The sequence below is a fragment of the Pseudomonas sp. NPDC086581 genome, assembly GCF_044746165.1.
In the GTDB taxonomy this organism is placed as follows: Bacteria; Pseudomonadota; Gammaproteobacteria; order Pseudomonadales; family Pseudomonadaceae; genus Pseudomonas.
This window is the reverse complement of sequence record NZ_JBIVBR010000008.1, coordinates 142,456-159,350: the sequence shown is the minus strand read 5'-3', so window position 1 is coordinate 159,350 and position 16,895 is coordinate 142,456. Positions and strand designations below refer to the sequence as shown.

General features: G+C 65.2%; 17 protein-coding genes, 1 other RNA gene and 1 pseudogene. 8 read left to right on the top strand and 11 right to left on the bottom strand.

Going from position 1 to position 16,895, the window contains the following annotated elements:
• The first annotated feature begins 269 nt into the window (after window positions 1-269).
• Window positions 270-1,100, top strand: coding sequence for a metal-dependent hydrolase (locus tag ACIPK7_RS17455; protein WP_192432929.1), 831 nt, complete (start codon window positions 270-272; stop codon window positions 1,098-1,100).
• 68 nt (window positions 1,101-1,168) lie between these two features.
• Here ACIPK7_RS17455 and ACIPK7_RS17450 read toward each other — a convergent pair whose 3' ends face one another.
• On the bottom strand, window positions 1,169-1,564 hold the full coding sequence (locus ACIPK7_RS17450) for a GFA family protein (RefSeq protein WP_192432928.1): 396 nt from the start codon (window positions 1,562-1,564) through the stop codon (window positions 1,169-1,171).
• A gap of 30 nt (window positions 1,565-1,594) precedes the next feature.
• A complete protein-coding gene (locus ACIPK7_RS17445) occupies window positions 1,595-2,290 on the bottom strand; it encodes a TetR family transcriptional regulator (protein WP_401089155.1) in 696 nt (231 codons plus the stop codon).
• 76 nt (window positions 2,291-2,366) lie between these two features.
• Here ACIPK7_RS17445 and ACIPK7_RS17440 point away from each other — a divergent pair.
• The 3 genes and pseudogenes from ACIPK7_RS17440 (at window position 2,367) to ACIPK7_RS17430 (ending at window position 5,526) form a co-directional block, all read left to right on the top strand.
• Window positions 2,367-3,958, top strand: a pseudogene (locus tag ACIPK7_RS17440) (flavin-containing monooxygenase).
• Window positions 3,955-4,845, top strand: coding sequence for an SDR family oxidoreductase (locus tag ACIPK7_RS17435; protein WP_192432925.1), 891 nt, complete (start codon window positions 3,955-3,957; stop codon window positions 4,843-4,845). The pseudogene ACIPK7_RS17440 and the gene ACIPK7_RS17435 overlap by 4 nt, the downstream one beginning before the upstream one ends.
• A gap of 141 nt (window positions 4,846-4,986) precedes the next feature.
• Window positions 4,987-5,526, top strand: coding sequence for a CbrC family protein (locus ACIPK7_RS17430; protein WP_401089153.1), 540 nt, complete (start codon window positions 4,987-4,989; stop codon window positions 5,524-5,526).
• 12 nt (window positions 5,527-5,538) lie between these two features.
• On the opposite strand, the gene ACIPK7_RS17425 is transcribed toward ACIPK7_RS17430, so the two are convergent.
• Both ACIPK7_RS17425 and ftrA read right to left on the bottom strand, forming a co-directional pair.
• The gene (locus tag ACIPK7_RS17425) at window positions 5,539-6,687 is read right to left on the bottom strand and encodes an acyl-CoA dehydrogenase family protein (RefSeq protein ID WP_401089151.1); all 1,149 of its coding nucleotides are present in this window, start codon (window positions 6,685-6,687) and stop codon (window positions 5,539-5,541) included.
• A gap of 75 nt (window positions 6,688-6,762) precedes the next feature.
• Complete coding sequence (gene ftrA, locus ACIPK7_RS17420) at window positions 6,763-7,731, bottom strand: transcriptional regulator FtrA (RefSeq protein WP_401089150.1); 969 nt, start codon at window positions 7,729-7,731, stop codon at window positions 6,763-6,765.
• Window positions 7,732-7,824: 93 nt separating this feature from the next.
• On the opposite strand from ftrA, the gene ACIPK7_RS17415 reads away from it, so the two are divergent.
• Together ACIPK7_RS17415 and ACIPK7_RS17410 are read left to right on the top strand one after the other, a co-directional pair.
• On the top strand, window positions 7,825-8,268 hold the full coding sequence (locus tag ACIPK7_RS17415) for a rhodanese-like domain-containing protein (RefSeq protein ID WP_192432921.1): 444 nt from the start codon (window positions 7,825-7,827) through the stop codon (window positions 8,266-8,268).
• Window positions 8,256-8,735, top strand: coding sequence for a GNAT family N-acetyltransferase (locus ACIPK7_RS17410; RefSeq protein ID WP_401089148.1), 480 nt, complete (start codon window positions 8,256-8,258; stop codon window positions 8,733-8,735). The genes ACIPK7_RS17415 and ACIPK7_RS17410 overlap by 13 nt, the downstream gene beginning before the upstream one ends.
• Here the strand turns inward: ACIPK7_RS17410 and recR are convergent.
• The 3 genes from recR to dnaX form a co-directional block, all read right to left on the bottom strand.
• The gene (gene recR / locus ACIPK7_RS17405; protein WP_192432919.1) at window positions 8,732-9,331 is read right to left on the bottom strand and encodes a recombination mediator RecR; all 600 of its coding nucleotides are present in this window, start codon (window positions 9,329-9,331) and stop codon (window positions 8,732-8,734) included. The genes ACIPK7_RS17410 and recR overlap by 4 nt on opposite strands.
• Window positions 9,332-9,462: 131 nt before the next feature.
• On the bottom strand, window positions 9,463-9,789 hold the full coding sequence (locus ACIPK7_RS17400) for a YbaB/EbfC family nucleoid-associated protein (protein WP_045209089.1): 327 nt from the start codon (window positions 9,787-9,789) through the stop codon (window positions 9,463-9,465).
• Window positions 9,790-9,826: 37 nt separating this feature from the next.
• Window positions 9,827-12,022: a DNA polymerase III subunit gamma/tau gene (gene dnaX, locus ACIPK7_RS17395; RefSeq protein ID WP_401089145.1), complete on the bottom strand. Its 2,196-nt coding sequence runs from the start codon at window positions 12,020-12,022 to the stop codon at window positions 9,827-9,829.
• Window positions 12,023-12,174: 152 nt separating this feature from the next.
• Between dnaX and ACIPK7_RS17390 the strand changes: the two genes are divergently transcribed.
• The gene (locus ACIPK7_RS17390; RefSeq protein WP_192432917.1) at window positions 12,175-12,897 is read left to right on the top strand and encodes an ABC transporter substrate-binding protein; all 723 of its coding nucleotides are present in this window, start codon (window positions 12,175-12,177) and stop codon (window positions 12,895-12,897) included.
• A 57-nt stretch (window positions 12,898-12,954) separates the two neighbouring features.
• On the opposite strand, the gene ffs is transcribed toward ACIPK7_RS17390, so the two are convergent.
• An RNA gene (ffs, locus tag ACIPK7_RS17385) (signal recognition particle sRNA small type) lies at window positions 12,955-13,051 on the bottom strand.
• A gap of 243 nt (window positions 13,052-13,294) precedes the next feature.
• On the opposite strand from ffs, the gene ACIPK7_RS17380 reads away from it, so the two are divergent.
• Window positions 13,295-13,663, top strand: coding sequence for a hypothetical protein (locus ACIPK7_RS17380; RefSeq protein WP_401089143.1), 369 nt, complete (start codon window positions 13,295-13,297; stop codon window positions 13,661-13,663).
• A gap of 6 nt (window positions 13,664-13,669) precedes the next feature.
• Here the strand turns inward: ACIPK7_RS17380 and ACIPK7_RS17375 are convergent, their stop codons facing one another.
• The 3 genes from ACIPK7_RS17375 to ligA form a co-directional block, all read right to left on the bottom strand.
• Window positions 13,670-14,047 (bottom strand): hypothetical protein, encoded by a 378-nt coding sequence (locus ACIPK7_RS17375; protein ID WP_081518571.1) that lies wholly within the window; start codon window positions 14,045-14,047, stop codon window positions 13,670-13,672.
• Window positions 14,048-14,112: 65 nt separating this feature from the next.
• The gene (locus ACIPK7_RS17370; RefSeq protein ID WP_318652887.1) at window positions 14,113-14,415 is read right to left on the bottom strand and encodes an HU family DNA-binding protein; all 303 of its coding nucleotides are present in this window, start codon (window positions 14,413-14,415) and stop codon (window positions 14,113-14,115) included.
• A 29-nt stretch (window positions 14,416-14,444) separates the two neighbouring features.
• Entirely contained in the window at window positions 14,445-16,832 is a 2,388-nt protein-coding gene (gene ligA / locus ACIPK7_RS17365) for an NAD-dependent DNA ligase LigA (RefSeq protein WP_401089141.1), read from the bottom strand.
• Window positions 16,833-16,895 lie beyond the last annotated feature (63 nt).

The following is a 16,895-nucleotide window of genomic DNA, read 5'->3' as shown; positions in this document are numbered from 1 at the left end:
CGCCCGTTTTCATTTCCACCCTGCCCCGCACGCGCCCATCCGCAGACGCCCCATCCAATGGCTGGTCGTAGCCCGTTTGGCCTGATTCGACCCGGCCACGGCCACATATGACCTTTCGATTGTCCGACAAGACTCCGAACATGACATCAACCGATGACACATTCCCAGGTGACATCGCGAACTAACGACAGGGCTTGCCCGGGTCGCCGCAGTTGCCACTTGCCGCGCTCCCGTCGTCCAGGCGCCCGCACAACAACAAGGAGTTAGTCATGAACGCCAGTACCACGCCGATCCGCGCCAATTTCCCGGTCCGCCGCATGGATTTCACCTTCAGTGAGACGCCGAAATACTGGTGGGACGGGCAGCCCTTCATGACCCACTTCATGAACAACCTGTCCTCGTTGTTCCCCTATGGCGAGAAGTTCTTCGTCGATAGCGTGCGCGCCGTGCGCGAGCGCATCCAGGATCCGCAGCTGCAGAAGGACGTCAGCGCCTTCATCGGCCAGGAAGCCATGCACTCCAAGGAGCACGCGGCCTACAACGAGTATGCCGACGAGCACGGCATCGACCTGGAAACCCTGGAGCTGCGCATCAAGGTGCTACTCGAATCCATCAGCAAGGTCACCACCAAGAAGCACCAGCTGGCGATCACCTGCGCCCTGGAACACTTCACCGCGACCATGGCCGAGCAGTTGCTCAAGCGTGAAGACCTGAGCAGCCAGATGAAGTCGGACAAGATGTACAAGCTGTGGATGTGGCACGCCGTCGAGGAGAACGAGCACAAAGCGGTGGCCTACGACGTCTACCAGCAGGTCTACGGCGGCTACTTCACCCGTACCGCTGTAATGCTGCTGACCACCGGGATATTCCTCGGCGTCATCGCCGGCTTCCAGATCAACCTGCTGCGCCGCGATGGCCAGCTGTTCAACTGGCGCAGCTGGAAGCACGGCCTGGGCGTGCTGCTGCACCCGCGCCGCGGTTACTTCGTCAACCTGATCCGCCCGTGGCTGGACTATTTCCGCCCCGGTTTCCACCCCTTCGACCATGACACCAAGGCGCTGGAAACCCGCTGGAAGGAAACACTGGACTTCGCCGGCTGATCTTCATGCACGAACGAAAACGCCAGGCATTGCCTGGCGTTTTCATTTCACACTTTCAGGGGCTGGCGTCAGCCTTCCTGGCGGCGCGGCAGATCATCCACCGTGTCGAACCATGACAGCTGCGACGAACACCAGACATGACACTGCGGCTGAATCAGCTCCGGCTCGTCCAAGGTCACAGTGTTGAGCCCTACCGTCTCGCCGTCGCGCACGCGGAACTCCATCGGTGTGCCGCACGTCACGCAGAAGCGCCGCTCGCCGTCCGAGCTTGAGCGCCACATCCCCAGTTCGCCGGCAGTATAGGCAAAGCCCGTCAGTGGGATCACCGCCCAGGGCACCGCGGGCGCGGCATTGGATTTCTGGCAGATGCGGCAATGGCAGTAACCGGTCTCTTCCGGCTCGGCATCCACCCGGTAGCGCACCGCGCCGCAGGCGCAGCCGCCGAACAGGGGCAAAGGCAACATGCTGACGCTCCCGCTATGACCCAAGAAGACTTACAGCCTAGCGAGCATGCCGAAAGTCTGCAGCACCGCGACACCGGTGAAGAGCAACAGGATTTGTCGTTCGGCCAGGGCGCAGACTTCCCCGCGCAGCTCCGGCGGGCGCTCGAGATAGTCCAGCGACTGCTGGAACAATTGCCGGCTGATCAGCCGCGACAGCTGGTTCAACTCGTTCTCGTCGATGTCCGGCAGCAGGTGGAACTGGCGGATGTCCTCGGCCATGTCCTCACCGAACTCGTCCATCACTCGCGCCAACGCCTCGCGCAGCACCGGCGACGGCCCATGCAGCTCGCGCACACCAATGATGAAGGCCTGCGGGTTGCCTTCCACGAAGTCGAAGAACAACCGCACGGTCTCCCGCGTCACCCGCTGGCCACGCTCCAGGTCCAGTCCGAAAGGCACGCTGGCCGCGCCCTCCCCCGGCTGCGCGCGCTCGGCGGCCTCGCGGCGCAGGTCGCGCAATGGCTGGCGCAGTTGAGTGGCGATGTCGCGAATGATCGCCAGGCCCAGATCATCCACGTCACCGAAGTGCCGGTAGAAGGTATTCGGGTTCAGCCCCGCTTCACGCGCCAGCTCGCGCAGTCCGAGGCTGCTCAGGCTGCGCCGGCTGGCAGCCAGGCGCAGCGCCGCGTCGATCAGCGCGCGCTTGCCGGCAGCTTCCGCTGGCCGTTCTTCCTGTCCGATTTCCATGTGTCTGGCGCCCGACCCCATCTAAGGTTGGTTGTTCCTGAAGTATACAAATGTCTACATTTCATCACGTAGACAGTTGTATACGCCAGCAATAATCATAACAGGAGCGTGGCCATGAGTACGGTTGTGAGTACCCAACCAAAGACTGCCCCCAGACACTGCAAGGTCGCCATCATCGGCACCGGGTTTTCCGGGCTGGGCATGGCAATACGCCTGAAGCAGGAAGGCGAGAATGACTTCCTGCTGTTCGAAAAGGATGCCGGCGTCGGTGGCACCTGGCGGGTCAACAACTACCCGGGCTGCGCCTGCGACGTGCAATCCCACGTCTACTCCTTCTCCTTCGAGCCGAACCCGGACTGGACGCGCATGTTCGCCCGCCAGCCGGAAATCCGCGCGTACCTGGAGAAGTGCTGGGCGAAGTACCGCCTGGAAGACAAGACGCTGCTCAACACCGAGATGGCGCGCTTTGAGTGGAACGAGGAACAGCAGCTCTGGCACCTGTTCGACGCCGCCGGCAACCACTACACCGCCAAGGCCGTGGTCTCCGGCATGGGCGCCCTGTCGATTCCCTCGATACCCGCGCTCAAGGGCCTGGAGAACTTCCGGGGCAAGGCATTCCACTCCCAGCAGTGGGACCATGACTACGACCTCAAGGGCAAGCGCGTCGCGGTGATTGGCACCGGCGCCTCGGCCATCCAGTTCGTCCCGGAAATCCAGCCGCTGGTGGCCAAGCTCGATCTCTACCAGCGCACCGCGCCATGGATCCTGCCCAAGCCCGACCGCGCCATCAGCGAGAAGGAGCGCGCGCGCTTCCGCCACTTCCCGGCCGTGCAGAAACTCTGGCGCGGCGCCCTCTACAGCATGCTCGAAGGCCGCGTACTGGGCTTCTCCTTCGCGCCCTGGACGATGAAGCTGGTGGGCAAGCTGGCCGAGCGCTTCATCCGCCAGCAGGTCAAGGACCCGGACCTGCGCCGCAAGCTGACCCCGGACTACACCATCGGCTGCAAGCGCGTGCTCATGTCGCACAACTACTACCCGGCGCTGGCTGCGTCGAACTCCTCGGTGATCGTCGACGGCATCCGCGAGATCAAGGCCGGCAGCATCATCACCAGCGACGGCCGCGAGCGTCAGGTGGACGCCATCATCTTCGGCACCGGCTTCACCGCCAACGATCCGATCCCGCGCGGGGTGGTGTTCGGCCGGGACGGCGTGGACCTGCTGGATACCTGGAAAAACGGCCCGGAAGCCTACAAGGGCACCATGACCTGCGGCTTCCCCAACCTGTTCTTCCTCATGGGCCCGAACACCGGCCTGGGCCACAACTCGATGGTCTACATGATCGAGTCGCAGATCGCCTACGTGCTGGGCGCCATCAAACTGATGGATCGCCGCGAGCTACAGAGCGTCGAAGTCAAGGAAGAGGTACAGGAACGCTGGAACGAGAAGCTGCAGCGCGGCCTCAACCACAGCGTGTGGAACACCGGTGGCTGCAAGAGCTGGTACCTGCACCCGGTGAGCGGGCGCAACTGCACGCTGTGGCCGGGCTTCACCTGGCGCTTCCGCGCGCTGACCAGCCAGTTCGACCCCGGCGCCTATCATCTGAAGGCCAAGCCGCTGTCTAACCCTGTCGTACAACCGCAACGCCACGCAGAAGAGGTGCCGGCATGAAGAACTTCGAGAACAAGGTCGCCGCCATCACCGGCGCAGGTTCCGGCATCGGCCGTGCCCTGGCCGTGGAACTGGCCGCCCGTGGTTGCCACCTGGCCCTGGCGGACGTGAATGCCGCAGGCCTGGAGGAAACCCGCCAACTGCTCTCTTCAACCGGCGTGCGCGTGTCCATCGACACGGTGAACGTCGCCGACCGCGACCAGGTGCACGCCTGGGCCGACAAGGCCGCCCGCGAGCACGGCAAGGTCAACCTGGTGTTCAACAACGCCGGCGTCGCCCATGCCGGTACCGTGGAAGCCAGCGACTACGAAGAGTACGAGTGGATCACCAACATCAACTTCTGGGGCGTGGTCTACGGCACCAAGGCCTTCCTGCCGCACCTGAAGGCTTCCGGTGACGGCCACATCGTCAACGTCTCCAGCGTGTTCGGCCTGTTCTCACAGCCGGGCATGAGCGCCTACAACGCCACCAAGTTCGCTGTTCGCGGCTTCACCGAGTCACTGCGCCAGGAACTGGACATGGAGCGTGGCGGTGTCTCCGCCAGCTGCGTGCACCCCGGCGGGATCAAGACCAACATCGCCAAGACCGCGCGCATGAACGACAGCATGGTCAAGGTCACCGGGCAGAACGCGGAAGCAGCGCGCACCCAGTTCAACGACCAGTTGCTGCGCACCACTCCGCAGAAGGCCGCGCTGGTGATCATTCGCGGCGTGGAGCGCGATTCGCGGCGCATCTTGATCGGCCCGGATGCCCACGCCATCGACGTGATGCTGCGCCTGCTGCCGGTCTGGTACCAGAAAGTGGTCACCGGCAGCATGAAGCTGGCCAAGCGCTTCGCACCCAAGCCCAAGCGCAAGTCCCCCGCCGAGGGCTACGAGGCCAAGTAACGCTTCACTCCCAAGCGTCCCTTTTTCCCTGTCGGGCCGGCGTCCATCCCCCTTACCCCCGGATGGGCGCCGTTTTTTCCAGCACTCATGGCGCTGCGTATACTGGCCCTGTACCAGGACATACGCCCAAGGACGACGACCATGAGCCAGACGCTCCCAGCCTTCCGCTATCATCCCGCCCCACTGGCCACCGGCAGCGTGGTCGCATCTGATGCGACCTGCCTGCGCTGCGGGCAGGCACGCGGCTTCATCTACTCCGCCTCCGTCTATACCCGCCACGACCTGCCGGAAAACTGCCTGTGCCCCTGGTGCATCGCGGACGGCAGTGCGGCCGAACGCTTCGAGGCGAGCTTCGTCGATGACTATCCGTTACTCGATACCGGCGTGCCCGATGCCGTGGTGCGCGAAGTCTGCGAGCGCACTCCCGGGTTCGCATCCTGGCAGCAGGAGCACTGGCTCAGCTGCTGCGGTGACGCCTGCGCCTTTCATGGCGATGCAAAGCGCGAAGACATCATCGCCCTCGGCGCCGCAGGGCTGGCCAGGCAATTCCCCCACCTGGGCTGGCCGGAGAAGGCCTGGCTACAGGTCGTCGAGCACTACCAGCCGGCGGGCAACCCGGCGATCTACCACTTCCGCTGCCTGCACTGCAGCAAGACGCACTTCGGCATGGATTTCACCTGAGTCCGAAGAGACTCAGAGCCCCATCTGCTTGGCGATGATCTCGTTCATGATCTCCCGCGTGCCGCCGCCGATGGAGAGGATGCGGTTGTCGCGGTAGAGCCGCTCCACCAGGCTCTCGCGCATGTAGCCCATGCCGCCCAGCACCTGTACCGCGTCGTAGGTCACCCGGTCAGCCACGTCGGTGGCAAAATTCTTGGCCATGGAGATTTCCTTGATCACGCTCTTGCCCACGGCCATCTTCGCTGCCTGGCGGTAGGTGAACTCGCGGGACACTTCGACTTGCGTGGCCATCTCCGCCAGCCGGTGCTTGAGCACCTGGAACTTGCCGACCGGCTTGCCGAACGCCTCGCGCTCGCGGCTCCAGGCCAGCGCCTCGTTCAGCGCCAGCTGCGCGGTCATGTTGGCCATGATCGCCAACGCCAGGCGCTCGCTCTGGAAGTTCGCCATGATGCAGGCGAAGCCCATGTTCTCCGCACCGATGAGATTCTCCACCGGCACCTTGCAGTCGTCGAAGAACAACTCGGCGGTGTCCGACGCCCACCAGCCCATCTTCTTCAGCCTGCGGCTGACGGTGAAGCCCGGCGTACCCTTCTCCACCAGCAGCAGACTGACGCCGCCGAAGCCATCGCCGCCAGTGCGTACGGCCACGGTGTAGTAATCGGCGCGCACGCCGCTGGTGATGAAGGTCTTGCTGCCGCTGACGCGGTAGTGATCACCGTCACGCACGGCGCGGGTCTTCAGGCTGGCGACATCGGAGCCGCCGGACGGCTCGGTGACCGCCAGCGCCATGATCTTCTCGCCGGCCAGCACCTGCGGCGCGATGCGCTCGCGCAGATCCGGGCGGCCCCACTTGATCAGCGGCGGCAGGCCGATATCCAGCGAGCCCAGCCCCGCCACCAGCCCCCCGGAACCACAGCGCATCAGCTCCTCGCTGGCCGCCACCTTGGCAAACAGGTCGCCTTCATGGCTACCGCCGAGCGCCTCGGGATAGCCAATGCCAAGGATGCCGGCCTCGCCCGCCTTGCGGTATAGCTCGCGGGGAAACTCCTCGGCCTCCTCCCAGTCGGCGACGTGGGGCAGGATTTCACGCTCGACGAAGCGCCGAACGCTGTCACGGACCAGGCGGTGGCTGTCATCGAAGTATTCGGCGAACACGGACATGGCAAGGCTCCAGACGGTTTGACTGAAACTTACCGAGCGCTTGCTTGGTTTTCAAGGCGAGACACCCGCCATCGGCTAGGACAGATGCGCCGTCCCGAATCGCTCGCGGTAAGCCGATGGCGCTACGCCCGCCGCACCACGGAAGGCATTGCGGAAGCTTTCCACGGTGCCGAAGCCGCATTGCTCGGCTATCCGCTCGACGCTGTCGGCGCTGCTTTCGAGCAATTCACGGGCGCGCAGCATGCGCTCGTGCTGCAGCCAGGCCTTGGGCGTCATCCCCGTGGCTTCGCTGAAACGGCGCAGAAAGGTGCGCTCACTCATGGCCACACGGCTCGCCAGTTCGCCGACGCTGATCGACCGGTCCAGCCGCTGCCGGGCCCAGTCCAGCAGCCCGGCGAGGTCATGCCGGGGCGCCTGCGCTACCGGCGCGGGGATGAACTGCGCCTGACCGCCGCCGCGCTGCGGCGACATCACCAGGCGCCGCGCGACGGTATTGGCAACCTGCGCACCGAAGTCCCGCGCCACCAGGTGCAGGCAGGCATCGATGCCCGCCGCGCTGCCGGCTGAGGTGATCAGCTGACCGGCATCCACATAGAGCACCTGGGCATCGACCTCGATGGCAGGGAAGCGCGCCGCCAACTCCTCGGCGTAGCGCCAGTGCGTGGTGGCGCGCTGGCCGTCCAGCAACCCGGTGGCGGCCAGGACGAAGACTCCGGAGCAGATCGACAGCAGCCGCGCACCTTCGTCATGAGCCTTGCGCAGCGCCCGCACCAACTTGGCGGACGGCGCCTCGGCACGATCACGCCAGCCCGGCACGATGACGGTCCCCGCCGTGTCGAGCGACTCCAGCCCACCGTCGGCTAGCACGCGGATTCCACCCAATGCCCGCATTGGCCCTTCGTCGACGGCTACGACCCGGTGGCTGTACCAGGGAAAGTCGAACTCGGGACGCGGCAGGCCAAAGATCTCCACGGCGATGCCGAATTCGAAGGTACACAGGCCGTCGTAGGCGAGCACAGCGACTTCCAGGGGATTGCGCAGCATTTGGCGGAAAACTTCCGATCACTGTCCAGTCCGCCACTGTAGCTGATCCGAAGGGCCGCATACAGTGCTCCCACTATCCACAGGAGCCTTGCCATGCCCAGCCTCGTCAGCCAGTTCCCCGCCGCCTTGCCCGCCGACGCCCTTGCCCACTTCAGCCACCGCCTGGCCTTCGAGACCGACTGCTCGGACGTCAATCACGCCCTGCAGAACGGCGAGCAGGATTTCGTCCTGCTCGATGTACGCAATACCGCCGCGTTCGCCCGCGGGCACGTGCCCGGAGCGCTGAACCTGCCGACCCGCGAGATCGATGCGCGACGCATGGCACAGTTCGCACCGGGCACCCTGTTCGTCGTCTATTGCGCCGGGCCGCACTGCAACGGCGTGCACCGCGCCGCCGCGAAGCTCGCCGCGCTGGGCTTGCCAGTGAAGGAGATGATCGGCGGAGTAACCGGCTGGCTGGACGAAGGCTTGGCGCTGGTCAGTGCCGATGGCCACGGGCAACGCAGCCAGACAGAAAGCATCTCGTGCGCCTGCTGAGCATTCGCGAGGCACGGCCGAACGATTTTCCAGCCGTGCTCGAGCTGATGCGCGCGCTGGCGGAGTACGAAGGCTATCTTGACGACTTCGCGGTGGACGCCGACGCCCTGCTCACACGCGCCTTCGGACCGGCGGCGCAGTGCCAGGTGTTCATCGCCGAGACCGACACGATCTGCGGCTACGCCGTCGTGCAGAGCCTTGCCTTCACCTTCGATCTACGCCCGAGCGTTCGACTCAAGGAGCTGTATGTCGTCCAGGGACAGCGCGGCTGCGGCGCAGGCGGGCAATTGATGCGGCGCGTTGCCCAATGGGCGCTGGAACAAGGTGCGGGCCGCCTGCTCTGGGATGTGCTGGCCGGCAATCACGCCGCCGAACGCTTTTACTCGCACCTGGGCGGCCGGCGAGAAAGCCAGTGGATTGCCTATCGAATGGATGATCGCGAGCTGTTGCGCCTTGCCGGCGGTTAGCTGCTGATCGGCCGGCGCCCTGCCAGGGCATGAGCCAGGGTGCCGCCATCGACCAGCTCCAGCTCGCCACCCAGCGGTACGCCGTGAGCGATGCGCGAAAGCACCAGGTCACCGCCGCCGAGCAGTTGGGCGATGTAGTGGGCGGTCGCCTCGCCTTCCACCGTGGGGTTGGTGGCGAGGATGATCTCGCTGAAGCTGCCGGCCTTGATCCGCGCTTGCAGTTCGGGAATGCCGATGGCTTCCGGGCCGAGGCCATCCAGCGGCGACAAGTGCCCCTTGAGTACGAAATAGCGGCCACGGTATCCGGTCTGTTCGACAGCGAACACGTCCAACGGACCTTCCACCACGCACAACAGGCTGTCGTCACGGCGTGGGTCCGTGCACTGCGGGCAGAACTCGTCCTCGGACAGGGTGCGGCATTGCTTGCAGTGGCCGACGCCCTCCATTGCCTGGGTCAGGGCCTGGGCCAGGCGCAGGCCGCCGGTGCGGTCACGCTCCAGCAGCTGCAGTGCCATGCGCTGGGCACTTTTCTGCCCCACTCCGGGCAGGGTGCGCAGGGCATCGATCAGTTGGCGGATCAGCGGCGTGAAGCTCATGGGGCGGTCTCAGGATACTTTTCGGTGTGTAGAACGACTGTAGGAGCGAGCTTGCTCGCGAACCCTGCCGGCCGTGAAGGGCCGGTAGAGCGTTCGCGAGCAAGCTCGCCCCTACAGGGGAAGAGCCTGGATCAGAAAGGCATCTTGAAGCCGGGCGGCAATTGCATGCCGGCGGTCATGCCGGACATCTTGTCCTGGTTGTTCTGCTCGATCTTGCGCACGGCGTCGTTCACCGCGGCGGCGATCAGGTCTTCAAGGATTTCCTTATCTTCCTGCATCAGGCTGTCATCCAGGGAGACGCGCTTGACGTCGTGGCGACCGGTCATCACCACGCTCACCAGGCCGGCGCCGGATTGACCGGTCACTTCGGCGTTGGCCAGCTCTTCCTGCATCTTCTGCATCTTTTCCTGCATCTGCTGGGCCTGCTTCATCAGGCCGGCCATGCCACCTTTCATCATGTCGAGTTCCTCGATTCGTTCAGTCGTCGGCTAAGGCTCAAACCTTGGCCTCCAGGGGTTCGATAGTACCGTCGCGGACCACCGCGGCGAACTGTTGCTTCATCTGTAGCACATAGGGGTCAGCCGCAATCGATGCCTCGGCCTGGCGCTGACGCTCGGCACGCTTGCGTGCGGCGGCCTGGGCCGGAGTTTCCTGCTCGGGCTTCTGCTGGGTGACCTGCAGTGTCAGGGTACGCCCGTGGAACTGGTTCAGCGCATCGTTCAGGCGGCGCTGCTGGGTCGCGTTGAACAGCGCGCTCTGGCCCGGGTCCAGGTGCAGGTGCCAGTTGTCGCCGTCCACGGCCACCAGGGTGCAGTTGGCGCCGATGCTGGCGGTCAGGCCGGCCAGGCCCAGGCGCGGGAAGAGGTCCAGCCACTCGGCGGCGAGTCCGGTCGCGGGCATGGCGGCGGGCTCGGGTTCCGGCTCGGCCTGCTCCTGCGGCGCCTCGCTCTCGAGATAGCCGTAGGACTCCATGTCGACTTCGTAGTAGTCCTCGACGGGCGGCGGCTCATCGTCGCGATCATCCTCGTCGGCCGGAGCTTCAGCCGCGACGGGTGCGGGTGCTTCCACCGGGACGGGGGCAGCCGCAGGCACAGGAGCCGGCGCTGCCGCTACAGGTGCAGGTGCAGGTGCAGGTGCAGGTGCAGGTGCAGGTGCAGGTGTGACAGGCTCTGGAGACGCGGGAGCGGCCGCAACCGGTGCCGAGGGTTCATCCCACGGCAGATCGACCGGCGCTTCGGCCACCGACGGCTGCGGCTCGACAGCCGGAGCAACAGGCTCTGCAGCGACGACGACTTGCGGTGGCACTTCGACCGGCGCTGGAGTCGCTTCGACAACCGGCGCGGGTGCAGCGACAGGCGCCGCCTCCACCACCGGAGCCGGAGCCGGAGCCGGAGCCGGAGCCGGAGCCACCTGAGGCTGCGGCGTGGCAACAGCCGGGGCAACCTCCGGCGTTACAGGAGCGACCGGCGCTGGCGCAGCAGGCGGCGGAGCAATGGAGGCAACCGGCGCTGCAACGGCGGCGCCGGCCACTGGGTTCGGGTTGGAATCAGCCGTGGCCTTGCTGATCCCCAAGTCCTTTAGTGGCGACCTGGGCGCGCCGTCGGCATCGGCCGGACGGAACGCCAGCATGCGCAGCAGCACCATCTCGAAGCCGCCACGGGGATCGGGCGCCAGCGGCAGGTCGCGGCGGCCGATCAGACCCATCTGGTAGTAGAACTGCACGTCCTCGGCCGGCAGTGCCTGGGCCAGTGCCAGCACCCGGTCACGGTCGCCCTGGCCGTTGTCCACGGCCTCGGGCAGCGCCTGGGCGATGGCCACGCGGTGCAGCACGTTGAGCATTTCGGCCAGCACGCCGCCCCAGTCCGGGCCTTGCTCGGCCAGGTGGCGAACGGCTTCCAGCAGAGCGCGGGCATCGCCTTCCAGCAGTGCATGGAGTACACCGTAGACCTGACCGTGATCCAAGGTACCGAGCATGGCGCGCACATCGGCGGCCAGCACCTTGCCTTCGCCGAAAGCGATAGCCTGGTCGGTGAGGCTCATGGCGTCACGCATGGAGCCATCGGCCGCGCGACCGAGCAGCCACAGCGCATCGTCCTCGAACGGCACGTTCTCGGCGCCCAGGACGTGGGTGAGGTGCTCCACCACGCGCTCCGGCGGCATGTTCTTCAGCGAGAACTGCAGGCAGCGCGAGAGGATGGTCACCGGCAGTTTCTGCGGGTCCGTGGTCGCCAGCAGGAACTTCACGTGGGGCGGTGGCTCCTCCAGAGTCTTCAACAGGGCGTTGAAGCTGTGACTGGAGAGCATGTGCACTTCGTCGATCAGGTAGACCTTGTAGCGCCCACGGCTCGGCGAATACTGCACGTTGTCGAGCAGCTCGCGGGTGTCTTCGACCTTGGTGCGGCTGGCGGCGTCCACTTCGATGAGGTCGACGAAGCGGCCTTCATCGATCTCGCGGCACACCGAGCACTGCCCGCAGGGAGTCGAGCTGACGCCGGTCTCGCAGTTCAGGCATTTGGCCAGGATGCGCGCGATGGTGGTCTTGCCCACGCCACGGGTACCGGTGAACAGGTAGGCGTGGTGCAGGCGCTGGTTGTCCAGCGCGTTGATCAGGGCCTTGAGCACATGGGTCTGGCCGACCATTTCGCGGAACGAGCGCGGACGCCATTTGCGGGCAAGAACCTGATAACTCATTGAAATCCATCGCGACAGGTGAGCAGAAGTGCGCTAATCCTAGCGAAGCGGACCGTAAATTGCACCCGATGTCCGCACCGGTCGCTGTCACATCTTGGCAAGGGCCGGGCTACACGGCATTGTGTCGTCGTTCTGCCATCAACGGAGCCTTGATGCGCTTCCTTGCCACCACCCTGCTGCTGACCGCCACCCTCGCCCAGGCTGACGACCGCCCCCTGCGCTTCTCGGTGGTCGACAGTTGGGCTATGCCGCTGGCGCAGATCGAGAATGGCGAACTGACCGGCGGCATCATGTTTGAGCTGTTCAACGAAACGGCACGCGAACTGGGCCGCCCGGCAGCCTTCCACATCGTGCCCCGCGCACGTATCGAGCAAGCCGTACTGAGCCACTCCGTCGATGTACGCTGCTACGTGTCGCGCACCTGGACCGAGCATGAATTCAACGACTACCGATGGACTGCACCGCTGATGGTGCAACGCGACCTGCTGGTAGTCCGGGATGCCCCCGCCGACAAGCTGGAAACCCTGCCCAGCCAATCTGTCGGCACCGTGCTGGGCTATCACTACCCGCGCCTGCAGCCGCTGCTGGACAGCCACTGGCTGACGCGCGACGACGCGCGCAACCAGGAACTGGTGCTGAAGAAGCTGCGTATCGGCCGCTATCAGTACGCGATCAGCAGCGAGTTCGCGCTGAACTGGTTCAACCGTGAATTGCCCGAGGCGGAGCGACTGAGAATCGCCAGCGTAATCGAGGAAACGCCGCTGTCGTGCATGGTGCTGGATGCACCTGAAGTCCACGCCGACGAAGTGCTCTCGGTGCTGGCGAAGATCAAGGCGTCGGGAAAGATAGAGGAAATCCTGAGTCACTATCGCTGAGGCGACGCGTGCATCGACAGGATGGGGCGGATTTTACCGACCCCGAAATGGAGGCGGCCCCGCCAGCCACACCCCGGCACACAATGTCCCCGCCTTGGCTGCTTCCTTCCGGACCTGACCAGGTAAGCGAGTAATCGTTGCGGGGGGACCGACAGGGCCACCATCACGAGAAGCTCGCCAGATCAGCGAGCCGCGCCATTGTAGCGGCTTGAGCGCAACTTACAAGCACTTCAAGCACTTAGCGACGTCACACATGCAATTCCCGATATTCATCACGAATCTCCCTTTTGATTAGGGGAATCGCCCTATAGCCGATTCAGAAAATTCAGACGGTGCCGATGCTATAGGAAGAACCCGTCGCTGAGAGGCGGGCCATGACCGAGCGAGGAATGTCAGCATGTCCGTTGCACTGCGATCCACCACTCTCGTTGCCCTGCTCTTCTGCGCCCCGCTCATGGCCTACGATGGCGTCATCCATTTCAGTGGCGCCGTGGTCGAGCCGACCTGCCAGGTCGGGCTGAGCGAAGTCACTGCGAAAAGCGCGCGGGTAAGTCTGAGCGAGTGCAACCAGGCCATGACAATGATGCTGAACGAGCCGCGCGGCGCGATACCCAGCGTCAGCTACCGGCTGACCGACACGCACGGCAAGGCGCTGGTGGAAGGCATCGTGGCCACCGGAGACACCGACAGCGTCATCCGCGAGATCGCCAAGGGTGGGGTGGCCGCGGACCAGCGCAACGTGGTGCTGGTGGCCGAGTACCTGTAAAGGGCGTTACTGCCCCTGGAGCAGCCCTTCGGGCCGAGGCTGGGTGGAGACCTCCAGGTTCGGCCCGATGAACAGATCCATCTTGCTGTAGCCCGGCCGGGTACTGAAGGTGGAGTAGCGCTCCGCCCCCTGGTGGAACTGGAAGGCGACGCGGTATTCGCCCGAACGCAGCAGGCGCAGCGGGAAGGCGCGCGCCTCGCCCGGCTTGATCTCGCCCGCGAGGGTTTCCTCGCCGTTTTCCTTGAAGCTGTAGCTCACCGCCGGCCCGCCCACGCCTTCGTAATGCAGGACGATCTGCGGGCGCTCGGTCCAGGCCACGTAGGCCCCAAACAGCACTACCAGTGCCCCGACGCCGAGCAGGCGCTGCTTTCTTGCCTTGTCCATCTCGCTCTCCGTCAATCGTTGGCCCGCCCTGCGCCGCAATGTAGAGGCCGGAGCGGGCCGGCCGATCAGTTCAGGCTGTCGACCAGGGCCTTTGCGGGCACCAGGCGTACCACCTTCTTCGCGGCGATCTCGATGGTCTTGCCAGTCTGCGGATTGCGACCGGTGCGGGCAGCGCGTTCGCTGACCTTAAGCTTGCCGATACCCGGCAGGGTCAGCTCACCGTCGTTTTCCAGGGCGTCCTGGGCGATCTGCGCCAGCTGCTCGAACACGCCGCGCACGGCAGCCTGGGTCAGGTCGAGGGATTCGGCGATATCGCGAACCAGTTGGTCCTTGGTCATGGGCATGGATTGTCTCCTTGATGCGTTTATCTTGATTCTTTGATCGGAAGAAAGGCGTGTCAGGCGCCGAGACCGTGGTCGGCCAGCAGCTTGATCAGCTGCTCTTCGTCCATTACGGCGACGCCAAGTTCCTGGGCCTTGGCCAACTTTGAACCCGCTCCCGGCCCTGCAACGACGCAGTGGGTCTTGGCCGAGACGGAGCCGGCCACCTTCGCGCCCAGGCTTTCGAGCTTTTCCTTGGCGACGTCGCGGCTCATGGCCTCCAGGGTGCCGGTCAGCACCCAGGTCTGGCCGGCCAGAGGCAGGCCTTCGACGACCTTGCGCTCGCTGCGCCAGTGCATGCCGAACTCCGCCAACTGCGCTTCGACCGCCTTCGCGCGCTCGACGCGGGCGGCATCGGCGAAGTACTCGCGCACCGACTGCTTGGCCTTCTCGTTCACCCCTTTTAGGGTGCTGAGATCCAGCCAGTCCTGGCTGAGGGTAATGAGCGCGTCGAGGCTGCCCGTGCGGTCGGCCAGCTTCTCGGCGCCGGTGGCGGCGATGAAGGGGATGTTCAGCTTGTCGATGAAGCCCGCCAGCGTGGCGACGGCAGCGAACTCGGCGGAGACCTCGCCTTCGTCCTGCAGCTCGATGCCGCGCTCCAGCAATTGCCGGATCACGCCGCGGTTGTGCTCGTCATCGAAGAAGTTATGGATCTCGTAGGCTACCTCGCCGCCGACATCCGGCAGGTAGGTCAGCACTTCCGGCAGCGCCTTCTGGATGCGCGCCAGGGAGCCCAAGGAGCGCGCCAGCAGCTTGGCGGTCTCTTCGCCCACGTCCGGAATGCCCAGGGCGAAGACGAAGCGCGCCAGTGCGGGCTTGCGGCTGTCGGCGATGGATGCGAGCAGGTTGCGCGTGGAGACTTCGGCGAAACCCTCCAGCTCGATGACCTGCTCGAAGGTCAGGGTGTAGAGGTCAGCCGGGGATTTCACCAAGCCCTTGTCCACCAGCTGCTCGACGATCTTGTCGCCAAGGCCGTCGATGTCCATGGCGCGGCGCGAGACGAAGTGGATGATCGCCTGCTTGAGCTGCGCCTGGCAGAACAGCCGGCCGACACAGCGATAGATGGCGCCTTCGCTGACCGACTCCTTGCCCTTGCTGCGCTTGACCAGCTGGGTGCGCTCGACCTGCGAGCCGCATACCGGGCACTGGGTGGGGATCGCCACCGGGCGAGCATCCGCTGGACGGCGCTCGGTGACGACCTGCATGACCTGCGGAATCACATCGCCAGCACGGCGGATGACCACGGTGTCGCCGATCATCAGGCCCAGGCGGGCGACTTCGTCCATGTTGTGCAGCGTGGCGTTGGACACGGTCACGCCGGCCACCTGCACCGGCTTCAGGCGTGCCACGGGCGTCACGGCGCCAGTACGGCCGACCTGGAATTCCACGTCGAGCAGTTCGGTGAGCTCTTCGCGCGCCGGGAACTTATGGGCAATGGCCCAGCGCGGCTCGCGGGCTCGGAAGCCCAGCTCACGCTGGAAGTCGATGCGGTTGACCTTGAACACCACGCCGTCGATCTCGTAGGCGAGGCTGTCGCGGCGGGCACCGATATCCTCATAATAGGCGCGGCAACCTTCGACGCCCTTGGCCAGTTTCAGCTCGCGACTGATCGGGATGCCCCAGCCCTTGAGGGCTTCGAGGATATCGACCTGGGTACCGGGCAGCGCACCGCCCTCGACCCTGCCGAAGCCGTAGCAGCAGAACTCCAGCGGGCGGCTGGCGGTGATTTTCGAATCCAGCTGGCGCAGGCTGCCGGCTGCGGCGTTGCGCGGGTTGGCGAAGGTCTTGCCGCCGGCTTCCATCTGCCGCTCGTTGAGCGCGTCGAAACCTGCCTTGGACATGAAGACTTCGCCACGCACTTCCAGCACCGCCGGCCAGCCCTCGCCCTTCAGGCGCAGCGGCACATTGCGGATGGTGCGCACGTTGACGCTGATGTCCTCGCCGGTGGTGCCGTCGCCACGGGTGGCGCCGCGGGTCAGCACACCGCTCTCGTACAGCAGGCTGACCGCCAGGCCGTCGAGCTTGGGCTCGCAGCTGTACTCCACTTCGGCGCCGCCGCCGAACAGGTCGGAAGACGGCAGCTGGTCCGCCAGGCCTTCACGCACGCGGCGGTCGAAGTCGTTGAGATCCTGCTCCTCGAAGGCGTTGCCCAGACTGAGCATCGGCACTTCATGGCGCACCTCGCCGAACGCCGAGGCGGCCGCACCGCCGACGCGCTGGGTCGGTGACTCGGGAGTGATCAGTTCGGGATGTTCGGCTTCCAGCGCCTTCAGCTCGCGGAACAGGCGGTCGTACTCAGCGTCCGGCACGCTCGGCTCGTCGAGCACGTAGTAGCGGTAGTTGTGGTCGTCGAGTTCGCTGCGCAGCTGGGCGATGCGTTCGGCAGCGGTCTGGGAGTCGGTCATGCGGGAATCTCGGGCGGCAAGAGGTTGCGGCTAGAAATGCGAAGCCCCAAGGGTCGCTTGGGG

Excerpts from the sequence above, each read along its gene's own strand:
- recR (WP_192432919.1), bottom strand. The coding sequence starts at position 9,331 with ATGAGCTTCACGCCGCTGATCCGCCAACTGATCGATGCCCTGCGCACC.
- ftrA (WP_401089150.1), bottom strand. The coding sequence starts at position 7,731 with ATGCTGCGCAATCCCCTGGAAGTCGCTGTGCTCGCCTACGACGGCCTG.
- ACIPK7_RS17415 (WP_192432921.1), top strand. The coding sequence starts at position 7,825 with ATGCCCAGCCTCGTCAGCCAGTTCCCCGCCGCCTTGCCCGCCGACGCC.
- ACIPK7_RS17435 (WP_192432925.1), top strand. The coding sequence starts at position 3,955 with ATGAAGAACTTCGAGAACAAGGTCGCCGCCATCACCGGCGCAGGTTCC.
- ligA (WP_401089141.1), bottom strand. The coding sequence starts at position 16,832 with ATGACCGACTCCCAGACCGCTGCCGAACGCATCGCCCAGCTGCGCAGC.
- ACIPK7_RS17445 (WP_401089155.1), bottom strand. The coding sequence starts at position 2,290 with ATGGAAATCGGACAGGAAGAACGGCCAGCGGAAGCTGCCGGCAAGCGC.
- ACIPK7_RS17455 (WP_192432929.1), top strand. The coding sequence starts at position 270 with ATGAACGCCAGTACCACGCCGATCCGCGCCAATTTCCCGGTCCGCCGC.
- ACIPK7_RS17450 (WP_192432928.1), bottom strand. The coding sequence starts at position 1,564 with ATGTTGCCTTTGCCCCTGTTCGGCGGCTGCGCCTGCGGCGCGGTGCGC.
- ACIPK7_RS17380 (WP_401089143.1), top strand. The coding sequence starts at position 13,295 with ATGTCCGTTGCACTGCGATCCACCACTCTCGTTGCCCTGCTCTTCTGC.
- ACIPK7_RS17400 (WP_045209089.1), bottom strand. The coding sequence starts at position 9,789 with ATGATGAAAGGTGGCATGGCCGGCCTGATGAAGCAGGCCCAGCAGATG.
- ACIPK7_RS17375 (WP_081518571.1), bottom strand. The coding sequence starts at position 14,047 with ATGGACAAGGCAAGAAAGCAGCGCCTGCTCGGCGTCGGGGCACTGGTA.
- ACIPK7_RS17425 (WP_401089151.1), bottom strand. The coding sequence starts at position 6,687 with ATGTCCGTGTTCGCCGAATACTTCGATGACAGCCACCGCCTGGTCCGT.
- ACIPK7_RS17390 (WP_192432917.1), top strand. The coding sequence starts at position 12,175 with ATGCGCTTCCTTGCCACCACCCTGCTGCTGACCGCCACCCTCGCCCAG.
- dnaX (WP_401089145.1), bottom strand. The coding sequence starts at position 12,022 with ATGAGTTATCAGGTTCTTGCCCGCAAATGGCGTCCGCGCTCGTTCCGC.
- ACIPK7_RS17430 (WP_401089153.1), top strand. The coding sequence starts at position 4,987 with ATGAGCCAGACGCTCCCAGCCTTCCGCTATCATCCCGCCCCACTGGCC.